This window comes from Streptomyces sp. NPDC002886, assembly GCF_042888445.1.
GTDB lineage: Bacteria > Actinomycetota > Actinomycetes > Streptomycetales > Streptomycetaceae > Streptomyces.
This window is the reverse complement of the sequence record NZ_JBIAPV010000001.1, coordinates 425,807-441,393: the sequence shown is the minus strand read 5'-3', so window position 1 is coordinate 441,393 and position 15,587 is coordinate 425,807. Positions and strand designations below refer to the sequence as shown.

Here is a 15,587-nt window from a genome sequence, read left to right as displayed (position 1 = left end):
GGTGGCGCCTACGATGACCGGCCATGGACAGCAGTGAGGCCGGCAGACGGTTGATCGACGGGCGCTTCGAACTCGCGCGGCCCCTGGGTAGTGGCGGGATGGGGACGGTGTGGCGCGCCCGCGACATCGCACTGGACCGGGAGGTCGCGCTCAAGGAGGTGCGGCCGCCGGACCCGGCGACCGCCGCCGCGCAGCCCGGGCTCGTCGTCCAACTGCGCGAACGGGCCGTCCGGGAGGCCAGGGCCCTCGCCCGGCTCGCCCACCCGAACGTGGTCACCATCCACCACATCGTGGAGCCCGAGCCCGGCTCGGACGGCCATCCGTGGATCGTGATGGAGCTCGTCAGGGGCGGCTCCCTGGCCGACCGGCTGGAGGGCGGGCCGCTGCCGGTGGCGGACGTGCTGCGCCTCGGGCTCGACCTGCTCTCCGCGCTGCGGGCCGCGCACGCGGAGGGGGTGCTGCACCGCGACGTGAAACCGGCCAACGTGCTCCTGCGCCCCAACGGCTCCGCCGTGCTCACCGACTTCGGGATCGCCGCCCTGCACGGCGCGACCGGGCTGACCTCGACCGGTGCGCTGATCGGCTCGCCGGAGTACATAGCCCCCGAGCGGGCGCGCGGCGCGGAGGGGCTGGCCGCCTCCGACCTGTGGTCGCTCGGGATGCTGCTCTACGTGGCCGCCGAGGGGGTGCACCCGCTGCGCCGGGCCACCAGCCTGGCCACCGTGGTCGCGGTGCTCGACGAGCCGATCCCCGCGCCGGTCCGGTCCGGCCCGCTGGGACCCGTACTGGAACGGCTGCTGGTACGGGACCTGTCCGTGCGGCCCGACGCCGAGGAACTGGAAGCGCTGCTCCGTGGTGCGAGCAGTGCTCTCGGCGGCGCCGCCCCGGCGGCACCGCCGGTGGCCCTGGGCAGCTTCGGCAGCTTCGGGCCGGCGACCCCGGCCCACGGGCACGCCATGGGGCCCGCATCGGTACCGCTCCCGGCACCGCCGACGCCGTTCGTCCCCGGCGCGGGCAACCCGTACGCCTCCACCGTCCCCGTGACCTTCCAGGGGCCGCCCGCCCCGCGTCGCCGCCGTCGTCCGCCCCTGCTCGCCGGGTTCCTCGCGGTGGTCCTTGCCGCAGGCGTCGTCGGGCTCGTCAAATGGCTGCCCGACGGGAACGACGGCGGCTCCACGGGCAAGGGCGCAGACGTACAGCCCTCGCGCACCCCGTCCGCGTCCGCATCCGCCTCCCCGGCCCAGGGCACCGCCGTGGCCCTGACGCCGACCCCCACCCCCAAGGCGAGCACGCCGAAGCCGGCCGCCCCGCCCGCGGGCGGCATGATCACCCCGGCCGGCATCCGTACCGCCATCGCGGCCTTCAAGCGGCAGGCGGGGACCACCACCTTCGTGGACATGAAGGTCTACGACGAGTACGTGCTCGCCGACATCCCCACCGCACCCGGAGCCAGGACCGTCGACTCCTGGCAGTACCGCGGCGGCGTCGCCAAGCGCACCGGCCCGGCGGGCACCGTCAAGGACGAGCTGATGGACATGTCCGCGATCGACTGGGACCGCCTGCCCGCCCTGATGGACCAGGCGAAGAAGGAGCTCGGCGTCGAGATCCCGAGTTCGCGCTACCTCAACGTGTCCCCCTGGCTCGGCGCTCCCGCGATCCGCCCGTACATCGACGACCCGTACGGGCAGGGCGGTTACGTTCTCGCGGGCACCGACTTCAAGATCAAAAAAGTCTACGGGGGCTGACGCGGGGCCCCTCCGTGCATGCTTGGATAGCGGGACTGTCCAAGGGGGAGGGTTCAACGGATGCGGCTGGCGGAGCTGAGCGAGCGCAGTGGCGTTTCCACGGCGACGATCAAGTACTACCTGCGCGAAGGCCTGTTGGCGCCGGGCCGCCGGGTCAGCGCGACGACCGCCGACTACGACGAGGGGCACCTGCGGCGGCTGCGGCTGGTCCGTGCGCTGATCCAGGTCGGCGGGATCGCGGTGGCCACGGCCCGGGACGTGCTCGCGCACGTGGACGACGAGTCCCTGGGGCGGACGATGCGGATAGGCGCCGCACTGTGGGCCCTGCCGCAAGGGCCCGAGCCGGACGGCGAGGACCCGGCGGTGCTCGCCGCGCGGCGCGAAGTGGACCGGCTGCTGGAGATGCTGGGCTGGTCGTCGGCCCGCGAGGTGGGGGAGCTGTCCCCCGTCCACCGCTCGCTCGTGTCGGCGGTGGCCGCCCTCCTGCGGCTCGACTATCCGTGGAACGCCGAACTGATGGCCCCGTATGCCGAGTTGATGTACGGGGCGGCCGTGCGCGACTTCGACTTCATGGAGACCTACCCCTCCGAGGAGGAGAAGGTCGAGACGGCGGTGGCCGCGGTCGTCCTCGTCCAGCCGGTACTGAAGGCCATGCACCGGCTGGCGCAGGAGGAGGAGTCGGCGAGGCGGTACGGGCTGGACTGAACCGGGGCCGTGGGGCGGGCGGCCGTCATCGCGGGCGTCACCCGGGCCTTGCGCAAGAGCCGGCGGGCGGCAGTCGAGTTCAGGACCCCACCCGTCACCGCGCGACGCGGTCCTCCGCGGGCCGGGTCACCGAGAACGATCGGATCTCCCGATGCCGCGGATCGCCGTCGACTATTCGGCGAGCTTGTCCGACAGCTTCGACCGGCGCGGATTCGCGTCGGCCCCGCACGCGTTGACCGTGGAGGTCCAGGCCGAATTGAGCGCGGCGGTGCTCGATCTGCTGTTCAAGCACCTGTCCACCGGGGCGGACGGGGCCGGTCCCGTCGTGCACGCCTCGGTGGACGTCGACGAGTGGGGAGCGGCCCACCACGAGCTCGTTCAGTAGGCGCCGTTGACGTTGTCGATCGAACCGTAGCGGGCCGCCGCGTAATTGCAGGCGGCCGTGATGTTGGCGACCGGGTCGTAGGAGTCCATCGGGGTGCCGGGCACGTGATAGGCCTGGAAGGTCGGGTCGATGACCTGGAGGAGCCCCTTGGAGGGGATGCCCGCCGCGGCGTTGGAGTCCCAGTTGTTGATGGCCAGCGGATTCCCCGAGGATTCGCGCATGACGTTGCGGTGAATTCCGTCGTAGCTACCGGGAATTCCGTGCTGCGCCATGACGTCGAGCGACTCGCGGATCCAGCCGTCGAGGTTGTTCGCGTAGCCGGTGGCGGCCTTGGCCGCGGCCGGGGCGGCGGCGGGAGCGGCTGCCGTGGTGAGCTTCAGTTTCAGGCCGGGGCGGATGGCCGAAGGGTTGGCGCCGACGATGCTCTTGTTGGCCTCGTAGAGCTTCTGCCAGCCGCCGCCGATGGAGTGCTCGGCCGCGATCTTGCTCAGGGTGTCACCGCTGACCACCGAATACGTCGTCGGGGCGATGGCCGCCTCGGCCGCCCCGGCCGTGGTCGCGCTGATCAGCGGGAGGGCCAGCGCCGCGCTGCCCGTACCGGCGAGGGCCAGCTTGCGGGTGAGTGCGTGGTGCTGCTTCGGCCGGCGGTGCTTTCCCTGTGCGGGCATGGCGGAATTCCTCACGTGGGGGACGGAAGAGCCCTGGCGGAGGCCGGATTCGGCAGCTGACCGCCTGGAATGAGGTGACCGTAGGCGAGGCCTGCGGGCCGGAACAAGACACGAATTCGACCGGGAGATCAACTTCCGGCATTCCGGCCGATGGATGACCTTGAAAAGGTCTCCGGGAATTCGCGAATATCCAACCGGGAAAAGGGAATCGCCCCTCGTGGGGAAATGATGTTGACGCCGTCGGCGTGACTCACATCACGGGTCGGCGGCCGGAAGCTCAATTCGGGCAAGTCGCCCGTCGCCGGGGCCGATTCGGGCGACACGCCCGTTGGCGGCGAATCGCCCATCCCGGGTCAATCGGCCCTCGTATGCGAGCGTGCCGTCCTCGGCCGTCCCCGGGGGTGCCGTGGTCGAGGATGGAGCCATGACAGGGGACGTGGGCGAGATCGCCCTCAGCAAGCAAGATCTTCGTGAGGTCACCGCGTTCGCCGCGGCGTGCGCGGAAGTGGTGCTCGACGTGTTCGAGGGCGGCCGGCGGGACGACGTGCGGCCTCGAGAGGCCATCGCGGCCGCGTGGGAGTTCGCACGCGGCGGTGAGCGGGGGAAGGCCCTGCGCGACACCGCGTGGGCGGCGCTCAAGGCGGCCCAGAGCGCCGACACGGCCGCCGCGCGCGAGGCGGCGCGGGCGGCGATGTCCGCGGCGGGCGCCGCCTACCTGCATCCACTGGCCAAGGCCACCCAGGTCAAGCACGTTCTCGGAGCCGGCGCTCACGCCGCCAGGGCGGCCGAGCTCGTCGCCGACGACGATCGGAGCGTGGGTGCCGCGCACGTCGAGCAGGCGGTGCACCGTGCGACACCGGTCGTCGTCGACGTGCTCAGACGCTTCCCGGCGGCGCCGAGCGGCGGTGGACGGGTCGGTGAACTGATCCGGATGCTGGACGACGGCCTTCGTTCGCTCACCCTCGACGAGTGACTCCAATGGTGCCGGAGGCGCCGCGAGCGCCCGGGACCGGCCGCGCGGCGTGCGCCGTCGCGGGCCGGTGTCGCGGGCCGGTGTCCCGGGCCGGGCCCCGGAGCGGGGCGCCGGCCGGGGGCGGGTCAGGTCAGGTGCGCCAGTTCCCGCAGCGCCGCCGCGACCGATGCCGTGCCCGCGGGCAGCAGGGGGAGGCGTACGGCAGGGGTCGGGATGCGGCCTTGGGCGTACAACACCCCCTTGATCACCGCAGGGTTGGGCTCGGCGAAAAGGGTCGCGGAGAGCCGGGCCAGTCCATGGCCCAGGGCGCGGGCCCGGTCCGTTTCGCCCGCCCGCCAAGCGGCCGCGAGCTCGGTGAACCGCGCCGTGGCGAGATGGGCCGAGGCGAGGACCCCGCCCGCCGCGCCGAGCGCGAGCAGGGGCGACAGGAACGTGTCGTCGCCGGCCAGCACCGCGAAGCCCTCCGGAAGATCGCCGAGCAGCGCCACGGCTTCCCCGTCGAGCGAACCGACGGCGTACTTCACTCCGGCCACCCCGGGCAGCGCCCCGATCTCCCGCAGCAGGGCCGCGTCCAGCGGCTGCCCGGTGCGGTACGGGACGTGGTAGACGATCAGCGGTACGGGGCTCACCCGCGCCAGCCGCTCGAAGTGCGCCAGCACGCCGGCGGCCGCCGGACGGACGAACGCGGGCACGGTCACCAGCGCGGCCCGCACCTCGGGCCACCGCTTCAGCCGCCCGAGCGACTCCTCGGCGGCCCGCGTCCCGCTCGCCCCGGCGCCCACGACCAGCGTCGCCCCGCGCTCCCGGCAGACCCGGGCGCAGACGTCGGTGACGAGGTCGCGCTCGGCCTCGTCGAGGGCGGCGGGCTCGCCGGTGGTGCCCAGGGCCACGACCCCGGTGGCTCCCGCGTCGAGCACCTCGTGGGCGAGCGCCTCCAGGGCGTCGGCCGCGACCTCGCCGTCGGCGGTGAAGGGGGTGATCAGCGGTACGTGGATTCCCTGCGGCGCATACGTGGTGGTCATGGGTCGAGCCTGGCGGTCCGCGAGCATCGAATCCAGTTCGCGTTTCTTACCTGAACCGTAAGCTGATCCGATGCTCGATGTACGACGCCTGCGCCTCCTGCGCGAACTCGCCCACCGGGGGACCATCGCCGCGGTGGCCGAGGCCCTCTCCTTCAGCCCTTCGGCGGTGTCCCAGCAGCTCTCGGTCCTCGAACGCGAGGCCGGTCTGCCCCTGCTGGAGCGCACCGGTCGCCGGGTCCGGCTCACGGCCGCCGGTCAGAACCTGGTCCGGCACGCCGACGCGGTGCTGGAGCTGCTGGAGCGGGCCGACGCCGAGCTCGCGGAGGCCCGCGGCGGACTGGCCGGAGCACTGCGGATCGGCTCCTTCCCCACCGCGACCAGGGCCGTCGTCCCCGCGGCCCTGGCGGAGCTGGCCCGCCGGCACCCGGGACTGGAGCCGATGGTGTTCGAGACCGACCCGGCGGCGGTGGCGGACGGGCTGCGCGCCGGGGACCTGGACGTGGCCCTGATCCACGCGTACGACTTCGTCCCCGCGCCACAGGAGCCGGGGCTCGCCACGCAGCCGCTCTACCGGGAGGCGATGTACCTGGCGACACCGGAGCGGGCGGCGCCCGGCGGAGCGGGGGAGAGCCCCGGGGGCCCGGGGCAGCGCGCGTTGCTCCGTACGCATGCCGACGCGCCCTGGATCACCGCCACACCCGGCACGCTCTGCCACGCGATGACGGTACGGGCCTGCGAGGACGCAGGGTTCGTGCCGAGGATCCGCCACCAGGTGGACGAGTTCGCGACCGTGCTCGCCCTGGTCGCGGCCGGCCAGGGGGTGGCCGTGGTGCCGCAGCTCGGGATCACCGCGGAGGCGGATCCGGCCGTCGTGCTCACCCGCCTCGTCATGGAGCGCCGCACCAACGTGGCCTTCCGCAGCGGCGCCGCCGCCCACCCCGCCGTGGCCGCCTTCGACGCGGCCCTGCGGGCCGCGCTGCCGCCCGAACTGTCCGGGCCCGGGCAGCGGCCCTGAGGCGGTCCCTCGGATCAGCCAGACCGCGTACCCCTGAACACCGGGCTGTGGCGCAGCTGTTGCGCGCACCACCGGAAGTGCCCGTCGCCTTCGTCCAGGCCGAAGAGGTCGTAGGTCGTGAGGGCGTACGCCGTCCGATAGGTGGCGAGGGTCGCCGGCGGATACCCGAGCTCCTCGGCGAACAGCCCCGTGAGTTCCGCGGTGTGTTCCTCGGCGTGCGGCCCGTACATGTCCCAGATGGCAGCCGTCACGGCGGCCTCGAAGGCCGGGTCGCCCGCGGTGGTGCAGAAGCCGAAGTCGAGCACGGCGACGGGCCGGCCGGCCGCGTCGGTGTGGATGTTGGGCGGGACGAGGTCGCCGTGGATCGCCGTCACCGGGGCGTCGGGGAGCGCGAGCAGGGCCGCGCGGGTCCGTTCCACTCCCGCCCCGAAGTCCGGTACACAAGCGGCCAGGGCTCCGCCGTGCCGGGCCGCGGCCCGCCGGACCAAGTCCGCGAGCGCCTCGCGGAAGGAGTCGTGATCCCGCCACAGCGGACGGTCGTCACCCTGGACGGTCAGCCGGCGCATGGCCTCGGTGCCGGGAACGGAGGCCAGGCCGCGCAGGACGGCGAGCAGCGCCTCGCTCTGGCCGGCGGGCAGCTCGCGCTCGTAGTCCGCGTGTGCGGAGTCCACCCTCATCGGGTCTCCGGGCAGCTCGCGCTCGTACGTCACCAGGACACCCTCGTGGTCCTCGACATCGAAGATCTCCGGCGTGGCGAAGGGCAGGCGGCGGCGCGCCAGATCGGCGTACACCTGGCGGGTGAGATCGAGACCGGCCGGCGGCCGGCCGCTCCACACCTTGGCGGCCCGGCCCCCGCCCAGCCGGTAGACGACGCCCTCGGAACCGGCGCCGATCCGGTGGGCACCCGTATGCCCGCGATCGGCGAAGTACGCGAGCCAGGGGTCGCGGGGCGGAGCATCGGACTTCGGGCGGTGGTGGTCCATGCGCGCATTAGACCAGCGGGGGCCCCGGTCCCCCACGGGTTTTTGGTGCCCTGCCCGGCACCGCACCGGACCGCGCGCCACGGCGCCGGCACACCGCGCGCCGCTTCCCGGCACACCGCGCCCGAACGCGGGGCAACTCCCGCAGGCGGGACAGCGCGTGTACGTTGGCCGGACCGGTGGAACCCTCTCGGGACCTCCGGTTTCAGGCGACTTACCGTAGACAAGACCGTGATCGAGATCGGGGTAGCACGTGACGCATCGCGTACGAGGGGTCATCGCCCGGAGCAAGGGCGCACCGGTGGAGACCACGACGATCCTCGTGCCCGACCCGGGCCCCGGCGAGGCGCTCGTACGGGTCCAGGCCTGTGGGGTCTGCCACACCGACCTGCACTACCGGGAGGGCGGGATCAACGACGAGTACCCCTTCCTCCTCGGTCACGAGGCCGCCGGGGTCGTCGAATCGGTCGGCCCGGACGTCACCTCCGTCGCCCCCGGCGACTTCGTCGTCCTCAACTGGCGCGCGGTGTGCGGCAGCTGCCGTGCCTGCAAGCGCGGCCGCCCCTGGTACTGCTTCGCCACGCACAACGCCACCCAGCCCATGACCCTGGAGGACGGCACCCCGCTCTCCCCGGCCCTCGGCATCGGGGCCTTCGCGGAGAAGACCCTGGTCGCCGCCGGCCAGTGCACCAAGGTGGACCCGGCCGCCTCGCCGGCCGCCGCCGGGCTGCTCGGCTGCGGGGTGATGGCCGGCCTGGGCGCCGCCCTGAACACCGGCAACGTCGGCCGCGGCGACTCCGTGGCCGTCATCGGCTGCGGGGGAGTGGGCAACGCCGCCGTCGCCGGGGCCAAGCTGGCCGGAGCCTCCCGCATCATCGCCGTGGACCTGGACGACCGGAAGCTGGAGTGGGCGCGCGGACTCGGCGCCACGCACACCGTCAACGGCGGTACGCAGGACGTGGTCAAGGCCATCCAGGAGCTGACCGGCGGCAACGGCGCGGACGTGGTCATCGAGGCCGTCGGACGCCCCGAGACGTACAAGCAGGCGTTCTACGCACGCGACCTGGCCGGCACGGTGGTGCTGGTCGGCGTGCCGACGCCGGAGATGAAGCTCGAACTCCCGCTCCTGGACGTCTTCGGCCGCGGCGGCGCCCTGAAGTCCTCCTGGTACGGGGACTGCCTGCCCGAGCGGGACTTCCCGCTGCTCATCGACCTCTACCTGCAAGGCAGGCTCGACCTCGACGCGTTCGTCTCCGAGCGGATCGCACTGGACGATGTCGAGGCGGCCTTCGCGCGCATGGAGCGCGGCGAGGTACTCCGTTCGGTGGTCGAGCTCTGAGCACCCACGGACCCGCGACCACCGAAGGCCCCGTCACCATCACCGAAGGACCGGTGACCACCCAAGTACCTCCGGCAACCGAGGGGCCTCTGACCGCCCGCGAACCGATGGCGGACCCGAGCCGGGCGCACGCCGCCGCCCGCGCGATCGCGGCGGCGGCCCTGGGACGGGATCCCGGCCCCATGGCCACCGCCGCGAGCGGTTCCCACCACGTGTACGTGGGCCCGGACGTGGTCGTGAAGATCATCGATGCGGCCTCCCACACGCGGCTGAACCGGGAGATCGCGCTCGCGCCCCACCTGCCCGCCGGCCTGACGGCCCCGCTGCTCGACAGCGGGACCCACCGGCTGGAGTCGGGCGACCTCCGCTATGCCTGCTACACCCGCGTGCCGGGAACGGCTCCCGGCATGGGCATGCCCGGCGTGGACGCGGCGACCGCGCGCGCGTTGGCCGGGGAGGCGGTCGAGCAGCTCGGCCGACTGCACGCCTGGGTGCCCGAGGGCGACGCCGACCGGACGCTGAGGGAGACCCTCGACCACGGAGGGTTCACCAGTCGGGCCGCGTTCCTCGCCGAGATCGAGGGCCTGGCCGAGCGCGACCGGCACGGAACCGTACCTCCCCGCCTGCTCGACGGGCTGAGGGCGATCGCGCGGGACGCGCCCCCGCGGGCCCGTACGGTCGTCCCGGTCCACGCGGACTGCCACTGGGACAACTGGCTCGCGCACGGCCGGACCGTGACGGCCCTGCTCGACTTCGAATGGGCCCGCCTCGGGGATCCGGTCGACGACTGGTTCTTCCTGATCCGGTTCAGCGGCCCGCACATGGAGAGCGTCCTCGACGTCGTCGCCCGTGCGACGGATACCTCCCCGGACACCCTTCGGGCAGGCTGCGAGGTCCGCGAAGCGACCCACCTCGCGGCCGATCTCCGTGTCGCACTGGAACGCCCCGAGGTCCACGCGCGCATGGCCGCGGACCGGCTCCGCTCGCTGGAGGAGCTCATCGTCGGGCGCTACTGGTGGCGCGACGCCCGCTGAAGCCGGCCGTCAGGGGGTGCGGGCGGCGGACCGCGGGGCGGCCGGCGCAGGCGCCGGGCGCCCCGTCGTGCCCACACCCCTCAGCCAGGTGAACGAGAAGAAGGCGGCGCCGGCCATGGTGACGGCCGCGCCCACGGCCGCGAAGCCCATCCCGTGCGTGAAGGCCTCCCGCGCGGCCGCCAGTAGGGCATCCGCGGGCCCCGAGGACAGCTCGGCCGCGGCAGCCGTCGCCCCGCCGAGCGTTTCGCGTACGGCCTCGGCCCGAGGTACGCCCGGCGGCAGCGCCGCCGCCATGTCCCGGCTGTAGACCGCGGCCCCGATGGACCCCAGGATCGCCATGCCCATGGCTCCGCCGAGCTCCTGGCCCGACTCCATCACGGCCGCGGCGGATCCCGCGCGCTCCGGCGGGGCCGCGCCGAGGGCGAGTTCGTTGGCGAGGGTCATGGCGGCGACGAGGCCGCCCACGTACAGGGAGGAGCCCGCGAGGGTGAACCAGAGCGCCGAGTCCGTGTGCACCTGGGTCAGCCAGAGGAAGCCGCACCCGGAGAGGAGGAAGCCGCCGCCCATGACGTACGCCCGGTCGACGCGTTGGGCGAGGGCCGCTCCGGCCGGGGCCGCGACGGCCACTCCGGCGGCCGGCACCAGGCTCCACAGGGCGGCGTCGAACGGGCCCAGACCGAGGACCGACTGCAGGTACTGGGTCAGGAAGACGGCCATCCCGACCGTGGCGAACATCGCGAGGAGACTGGCGAACACCGGGCCTCCGAAGGCACGTCGGCCGAGCAGGCCCAGGTCGATCACCGGATGCGCGAGGTGCCGCTGGCGGCGTACGAAGACGAGGCCGAGCACCAGCCCCGTGCCGATGGCGAGCGCGGGCAGCGGCTCGTACCCGTGCCGGGCCCCTTCCTTGATGCCGTAGATGACCAGGAGCACCGCGCCGAGTGACAGCGCCGCGCTCGGCAGGTCGAAGGGCTCGCGCTTCGCCGACTTGAACTCCGGTACCAGGAACGGCACCAGCACGAGCAGCAGAACCATCGCGGGCAGGTTGATCAGGAAGACCGCGCCCCACCAGAAGTGCTCCAGCAGCAGACCGCTGACCACGGGCCCCAGGGAGATGCCCGTCGTCATGACGGCGGTCCACAGGGTCACCGCCCTGCCGCGCTGTTCCTCGTCGTGGAAGAGATTGCGGATCAGGGCGAGGGTCGAGGGCATCAGGGCGGCGCCGCCCAGTCCCAGCAGCGCGCGCACGGCGATGAGGAGTTCGGCCGAGGACGCGTACGCGGCCGCGACCGAGGCCGCTCCGAAGACCGCCGCCCCCGCGAGCACCAGCGTGCGCCGGCCGATCCGGTCACCGAGGGCGCCCATCGTGACGAGGAGCCCGGCGAGGACGAACCCGTACATGTCCAGGATCCACAACTGCTGCGTCGCGCTGGGCTCCAGGTCCCGGCTGACGTAGGGGATCGCGAAGTACAGGACCGAGACGTCCATCGAGACGAGGAGCAGGGGCAGCATCAGGACCCCGAGGGCGGTCCATTCCTTGCGCCCCGCGCGGGGGCTTGGTGTGTTGTCCATGAACGGCAGGAGACCGGGCCGCGGTGTGCGCCGCAAACACGTGCCTAGTGCACTCCGCCAACACAGGCCTTGGACCGGCCCGAACGCTGTGGGAGTGCACTAGTACAGTGCACCTCATGGCCATGGAACCGCCCTACCTCCGCATCGCCGGCGACATCCGTCGGCGGATCACCTCGGGCGAGCTCGCACCCGGTGCCCGCGTCCCTTCCACCCGGCGGATCACCCAGGAGTGGGGGGTCGCCATGGCGACGGCGACGAAGGCGCTCGCCACCCTGAACCAGGAGGGTCTGGTGCGGCCCGTACCCGGTGTCGGCACCGTCGTCGCCGAGTCGGGACGAGAGCGACCCCCGGCTCCCCCTCACGGACTGACCCGGGACCGCATCATCCGCGCCGCGATCGCCCTCGTCGACGGCGAAGGGCTCGGCGCACTGTCCATGCGCCGAGTCGCCACCGACTTCGGCGTCTCCACGATGGCGCTCTACCGCCACGTCCCGAGCAAGGGCGAACTCGTACGGCTCATGTCGGAGACGGTGTTCAGCGCGGAGCCGCCGGGGCCGCGACCGCCCGGCTGGCGTGCGCAGCTGGAGCAGGAGGCGCGGTGGCTGTGGGTCCTGTGCGAGCGCCATCCCTGGCTGGCGCGCGCCATGGCCGGCCTCACCCGGCCGATGGCCACGCCGCACGCGATGCGGTACACCGAGCGGGTCCTCGCCGCCCTGACCGGCCTGGGGCTGACACCGAACCAGATCATCCACGTCCACCTCGCCCTCATCGGGTACGCCCAGGGCGTCGCGGCGGCCGTCGAGCTGGAATCGCAGGCGCGGCAGGACACCGGCATCACCCCCGAGGAATGGATGGCCGCCAACGAACCGCGGATGGAATCGATCCAGACCGCCGGCTCCTTCCCGGTCCTGTCCACCCTCTTCGAAGGGGAGGAGTTCACCCTCGAACTCGGCACGCTCTTCGAGTTCGGGCTCGCGCGCATGCTGGACGGAGTGGAAGCACTCATCGAGCGGTCCGGGCGGCACCCCGGGGGCCCGCGTCCCGCCGGGGGCCTCGCGTAAGCTCGGGCGGGCCCGCCGCCCCGGTCGTCACCACCCACCGGCCCCGGGACGGCTGCCGCGCACACCACCGCACCGCGCCGACCCCAGGGACCTCCCGTGACCCCCGTGAACCCCGTGACCTCCGTGACCCCCGTGCTCCGAGAGAGCGCCGCCGCCGGCAGCTACCGCCAGCCCGGCGTCGTCCTCACCGACCACCACTTCACCGTCCCGCTCGACCACGCCCGCCCCGACGGCGAGCGGATCGAGCTGTACGCCCGCGAGCTGGTCGCCACCGGCAAGGACCCGGAGTCCCTGCCCTGGCTGCTCTACCTGGAGGGCGGACCCGGCTTCGGCGCCCGCCGGTTCGTCGGCCGCCAGGCCTGGCTGGAGCGGGCCCTCACCGAGTTCCGGGTGCTCCTGCTCGACCAGCGCGGAACCGGTCGCTCCACCCCGGTCAACCGGCAGACCCTGCCGCTGCGCGGCGGCCCCGCGGAGCAGGCCGAGTACCTCGCCCGCTTCCGCGCCGACTCCATCGTGCGCGACGCCGAGACCATCCGCCCGCTGCTCACCGGCGGCGAGCCCTGGACGGTCCTCGGCCAGAGCTTCGGCGGTTTCTGCGTCACCCACTACCTGGGCGCCGCCCCCGAGGGGCTGGCCGCCGCCCTCATCACCGGCGGGCTGCCCTCCCTCGACGCCACCGCCGCCGAGGTGTACGAAGCCGCTTACCCCCGGATCGAGCGCAAGAACCGGGCGCACTACGCCCGCTACCCCATGGACGTGGAGCGGGCCCGCCGCATCGCCGCCCACCTCCTCGAGCGTCCGGCCGAGCTCCCCGGCGGATACCTGCTGACGGCCGAGGCCTTCCAGTCCCTCGGTCTGCTCCTCGGCGGCTCCGACGGCAGCCACCAGCTGCACTACCTGCTCGAGGACGCCTTCGTGCCCACCCCGGACGGGCCCGCCCTCTCCGACGCCTTCCTGGAGGCGGTCCACGGCCAGCTCTCCTTCGCCGGGCACCCCCTCTACGCCCTGATGCACGAGGCGATCTACGCCCAGGACCCGGTCACGCCCATCGGCTGGGCCGCCGAGGGGGTCCGCTCCGGGCACCCGCGGTTCGACGCCGCCAAGACCCTCGCGGGCCCGGAGCCGCTGTACTTCACCGGCGAGACCATCCACCCCTGGCACTTCGACTGCGACCCGGCGCTCGCCCCGCTGCGCGAGACCGCCGAACTGCTGACGGCCCGCACCGGCTGGACCCCGCTGTACGACCGGGCACGGCTCGCCGTCAACGAGGTGCCGGTGGCCGCGGCCGTCTACCACGACGACATGTACGTGGACACGGCGCACTCCCTGGCCACCGCCCGGGCGATCCGCGGTCTGAAGACCTGGGTGACGGACGAGTTCGAGCACGACGGGGTCCGCGCCGGCGGCCCGCGCGTCCTGGACCGGCTGCTGGCCCTCGTACGTGACGAAGCCTGACCGGTTCGCCTAAGGCCCCGGCGGCTCCACGAAGGCCCGGGTCAGGTGCGCGGTGGCCAGCAGGGCGCGGCGGCGTACGGCCAGGGCCAGGAGCTCTTCGCGCGAGGCGCGGGCGGCGGCCCGGTCGCGTTCGTGGGAGTACGGGACCGGGGGATCGGCCAGCTGCACCGCGTGGACCAGGACGTCACCGGTGATCAGCACGTCCCGGCCGTGGCCGTGGCCCCGGCCGCCCGGCCCGGCGGCCCCTTCCACCAGCACCGACTGGTGGCCGGGCGTGTGCCCCGGTGTCGGCAGCAGGGTGATGCCCGGGGCCAGCCGGTGCTCCCCGGCCACCTCCTGGAGCCGGCCGGCGGCCCGCAGCGGGGCCACCGTCCAGTCCCACACGGGATCCGCCCGATCCAGGGCCGCAACCTCCGCGCTCTGTACGAGGTACCGCGCGTCGGGGAAGAGCGGCTGCCCGGCCTCGTCCTGCGTCCAGCCGGTGTGGTCCTCGTGCAGGTGGGTCAGGACCACCGCCTCCACGTCGGCCGGGGCGATGCCGGCCTCCCCGAGCGCGGCGGGCAGCCGGCCCGGGACCGGGGCCCAGCCGGCCGCCGGGCCCCGCGCCGGGCCGACCCCCGCGTCGACCAGCACCCAGCGGCCGCCCGGCCGGGGCACGGCGAAGCACCGGAAGTCCAGCCGCCAGGAACCGTCCGGTCCGGCCGCGCCCGGATCCAGCAGCGCGGCCCGCTCCCAGGCGGCGGCGTCCGCCCCCGGGAAGGCGGTGACCGCGGGCTCGAAGAACGACCCGGTGGCGTCGAGCAAGGCCACGACCAGCTCCTGACTGTCCATTAGCCTATTGTCGACCTATGAACGAACAACTGCGCGGGCCCGCGCCCTTGGAGCCCATGCCCACCGACTGGCAGCGCGCGCTGGCCGTCGTGGCACACCCGGACGACCTGGAGTACGGCTGCGCCGCGGCCATCGCGGACTGGACGGACGGCGGCCGCGAGGTCGTCTACCTGCTCGCCACGCGCGGCGAGGCCGGCATCGACACCGTCGACCCGGCCGCCTGCGCCCCGCTGCGCGAAGCGGAGCAGCGCGCGAGCGCGGCCGTCGTCGGCGTCCCCACGGTGGAGTTCCTCGACTACCGCGACGGGGTCCTGGAGTACGGCCTTGACCTGCGCCGGGACATCGCCGCCGCCATCAGGCGCCACCGCCCCGAGCTGGTGATCACGCTGAACCACCGCGACACCTGGGGCGGGGCCGAGGGCGGCGGCGCCTGGAACACCCCCGACCACAAGGCGGTCGGACGGGCCACCCTGGACGCCGCGAGCGACGCCGGCAACCGCTGGATCTTCCCCGAACTCCTCACGGAGCAAGGTCTGGAGCCGTGGGACGGGGTGCGCTGGGTGGCGGTCGCCGGCACCACGACGCCCACGCACGCGGCCGACGCCGGACCGGGTCTGGAGCGGTCGGTGCAGTCCTTGATGGAGCACAAGGCGTACATCGCGGCGCTGACCGACGAGGACCCGGAGACGTACGTACGGACCTTCCTGACGGGCAACGCCCAGCAGGCGGGCGCCCGGTTCGGAGGCCGTCCGGCGGTGGCGTTCGAAGTCTTCCCGCGCTAGGCGGACACGCTTAAGGTGTC

The 15,587-nt window shown here is 73.7% G+C and carries 15 protein-coding genes; 10 read left to right on the top strand and 5 right to left on the bottom strand.

Annotated elements, in window-relative coordinates; all coding sequences use genetic code 11:
• The first annotated feature begins 23 nt into the window (after positions 1-23).
• From ACFYYB_RS01885 to ACFYYB_RS01875, 3 genes are all read left to right on the top strand, one after another.
• On the top strand, positions 24-1,745 hold the full coding sequence (locus ACFYYB_RS01885) for a serine/threonine-protein kinase (protein ID WP_389432639.1): 1,722 nt from the start codon (positions 24-26) through the stop codon (positions 1,743-1,745).
• A gap of 60 nt (positions 1,746-1,805) precedes the next feature.
• Complete coding sequence (locus ACFYYB_RS01880; RefSeq protein WP_389432638.1) at positions 1,806-2,450, top strand: MerR family transcriptional regulator; 645 nt, start codon at positions 1,806-1,808, stop codon at positions 2,448-2,450.
• A 151-nt stretch (positions 2,451-2,601) separates the two neighbouring features.
• Positions 2,602-2,835, top strand: coding sequence for a hypothetical protein (locus ACFYYB_RS01875; RefSeq protein ID WP_389432637.1), 234 nt, complete (start codon positions 2,602-2,604; stop codon positions 2,833-2,835).
• Here the strand turns inward: ACFYYB_RS01875 and ACFYYB_RS01870 are convergent.
• Entirely contained in the window at positions 2,829-3,503 is a 675-nt protein-coding gene (locus ACFYYB_RS01870) for a LysM peptidoglycan-binding domain-containing protein (protein WP_389432636.1), read from the bottom strand. The two genes, ACFYYB_RS01875 and ACFYYB_RS01870, sit on opposite strands and share 7 nt — an antisense overlap.
• Before the next feature lie 424 nt (positions 3,504-3,927).
• Between ACFYYB_RS01870 and ACFYYB_RS01865 the strand changes: the two genes are divergently transcribed.
• On the top strand, positions 3,928-4,476 hold the full coding sequence (locus tag ACFYYB_RS01865) for a putative immunity protein (RefSeq protein ID WP_389432635.1): 549 nt from the start codon (positions 3,928-3,930) through the stop codon (positions 4,474-4,476).
• A 125-nt stretch (positions 4,477-4,601) separates the two neighbouring features.
• On the opposite strand, the gene ACFYYB_RS01860 is transcribed toward ACFYYB_RS01865, so the two are convergent.
• Positions 4,602-5,498, bottom strand: a complete 897-nt coding sequence (locus ACFYYB_RS01860; protein WP_389432634.1) for a dihydrodipicolinate synthase family protein — start codon at positions 5,496-5,498, stop codon at positions 4,602-4,604.
• 70 nt (positions 5,499-5,568) lie between these two features.
• Here ACFYYB_RS01860 and ACFYYB_RS01855 point away from each other — a divergent pair, with 70 nt between their 5' ends.
• Positions 5,569-6,513, top strand: a complete 945-nt coding sequence (locus ACFYYB_RS01855; RefSeq protein ID WP_389432633.1) for a LysR substrate-binding domain-containing protein — start codon at positions 5,569-5,571, stop codon at positions 6,511-6,513.
• A 14-nt stretch (positions 6,514-6,527) separates the two neighbouring features.
• Here ACFYYB_RS01855 and ACFYYB_RS01850 read toward each other — a convergent pair whose 3' ends face one another.
• The gene (locus ACFYYB_RS01850; protein WP_389432632.1) at positions 6,528-7,496 is read right to left on the bottom strand and encodes a phosphotransferase family protein; all 969 of its coding nucleotides are present in this window, start codon (positions 7,494-7,496) and stop codon (positions 6,528-6,530) included.
• A 250-nt stretch (positions 7,497-7,746) separates the two neighbouring features.
• Here ACFYYB_RS01850 and ACFYYB_RS01845 point away from each other — a divergent pair, with 250 nt between their 5' ends.
• Together ACFYYB_RS01845 and ACFYYB_RS01840 are read left to right on the top strand one after the other, a co-directional pair.
• On the top strand, positions 7,747-8,832 hold the full coding sequence (locus tag ACFYYB_RS01845; RefSeq protein ID WP_389432631.1) for an S-(hydroxymethyl)mycothiol dehydrogenase: 1,086 nt from the start codon (positions 7,747-7,749) through the stop codon (positions 8,830-8,832).
• A 53-nt stretch (positions 8,833-8,885) separates the two neighbouring features.
• Positions 8,886-9,866, top strand: a complete 981-nt coding sequence (locus tag ACFYYB_RS01840; protein ID WP_389432630.1) for a phosphotransferase — start codon at positions 8,886-8,888, stop codon at positions 9,864-9,866.
• A gap of 9 nt (positions 9,867-9,875) precedes the next feature.
• Here ACFYYB_RS01840 and ACFYYB_RS01835 read toward each other — a convergent pair whose 3' ends face one another.
• Entirely contained in the window at positions 9,876-11,438 is a 1,563-nt protein-coding gene (locus ACFYYB_RS01835) for an MFS transporter (protein ID WP_389432629.1), read from the bottom strand.
• Between the two features lie 116 nt (positions 11,439-11,554).
• On the opposite strand from ACFYYB_RS01835, the gene ACFYYB_RS01830 reads away from it, so the two are divergent.
• Both ACFYYB_RS01830 and ACFYYB_RS01825 read left to right on the top strand, forming a co-directional pair.
• Positions 11,555-12,499: a TetR/AcrR family transcriptional regulator C-terminal domain-containing protein gene (locus tag ACFYYB_RS01830; protein WP_389432627.1), complete on the top strand. Its 945-nt coding sequence runs from the start codon at positions 11,555-11,557 to the stop codon at positions 12,497-12,499.
• Positions 12,500-12,604: 105 nt separating this feature from the next.
• The gene (locus tag ACFYYB_RS01825; protein ID WP_389433443.1) at positions 12,605-13,954 is read left to right on the top strand and encodes an alpha/beta fold hydrolase; all 1,350 of its coding nucleotides are present in this window, start codon (positions 12,605-12,607) and stop codon (positions 13,952-13,954) included.
• A 9-nt stretch (positions 13,955-13,963) separates the two neighbouring features.
• On the opposite strand, the gene ACFYYB_RS01820 is transcribed toward ACFYYB_RS01825, so the two are convergent.
• A complete protein-coding gene (locus tag ACFYYB_RS01820) occupies positions 13,964-14,785 on the bottom strand; it encodes an MBL fold metallo-hydrolase (protein WP_389432626.1) in 822 nt (273 codons plus the stop codon).
• Between the two features lie 17 nt (positions 14,786-14,802).
• Here ACFYYB_RS01820 and ACFYYB_RS01815 point away from each other — a divergent pair, with 17 nt between their 5' ends.
• Positions 14,803-15,567, top strand: a complete 765-nt coding sequence (locus ACFYYB_RS01815; RefSeq protein ID WP_389432625.1) for a PIG-L deacetylase family protein — start codon at positions 14,803-14,805, stop codon at positions 15,565-15,567.
• Positions 15,568-15,587: the final 20 nt, after the last annotated feature.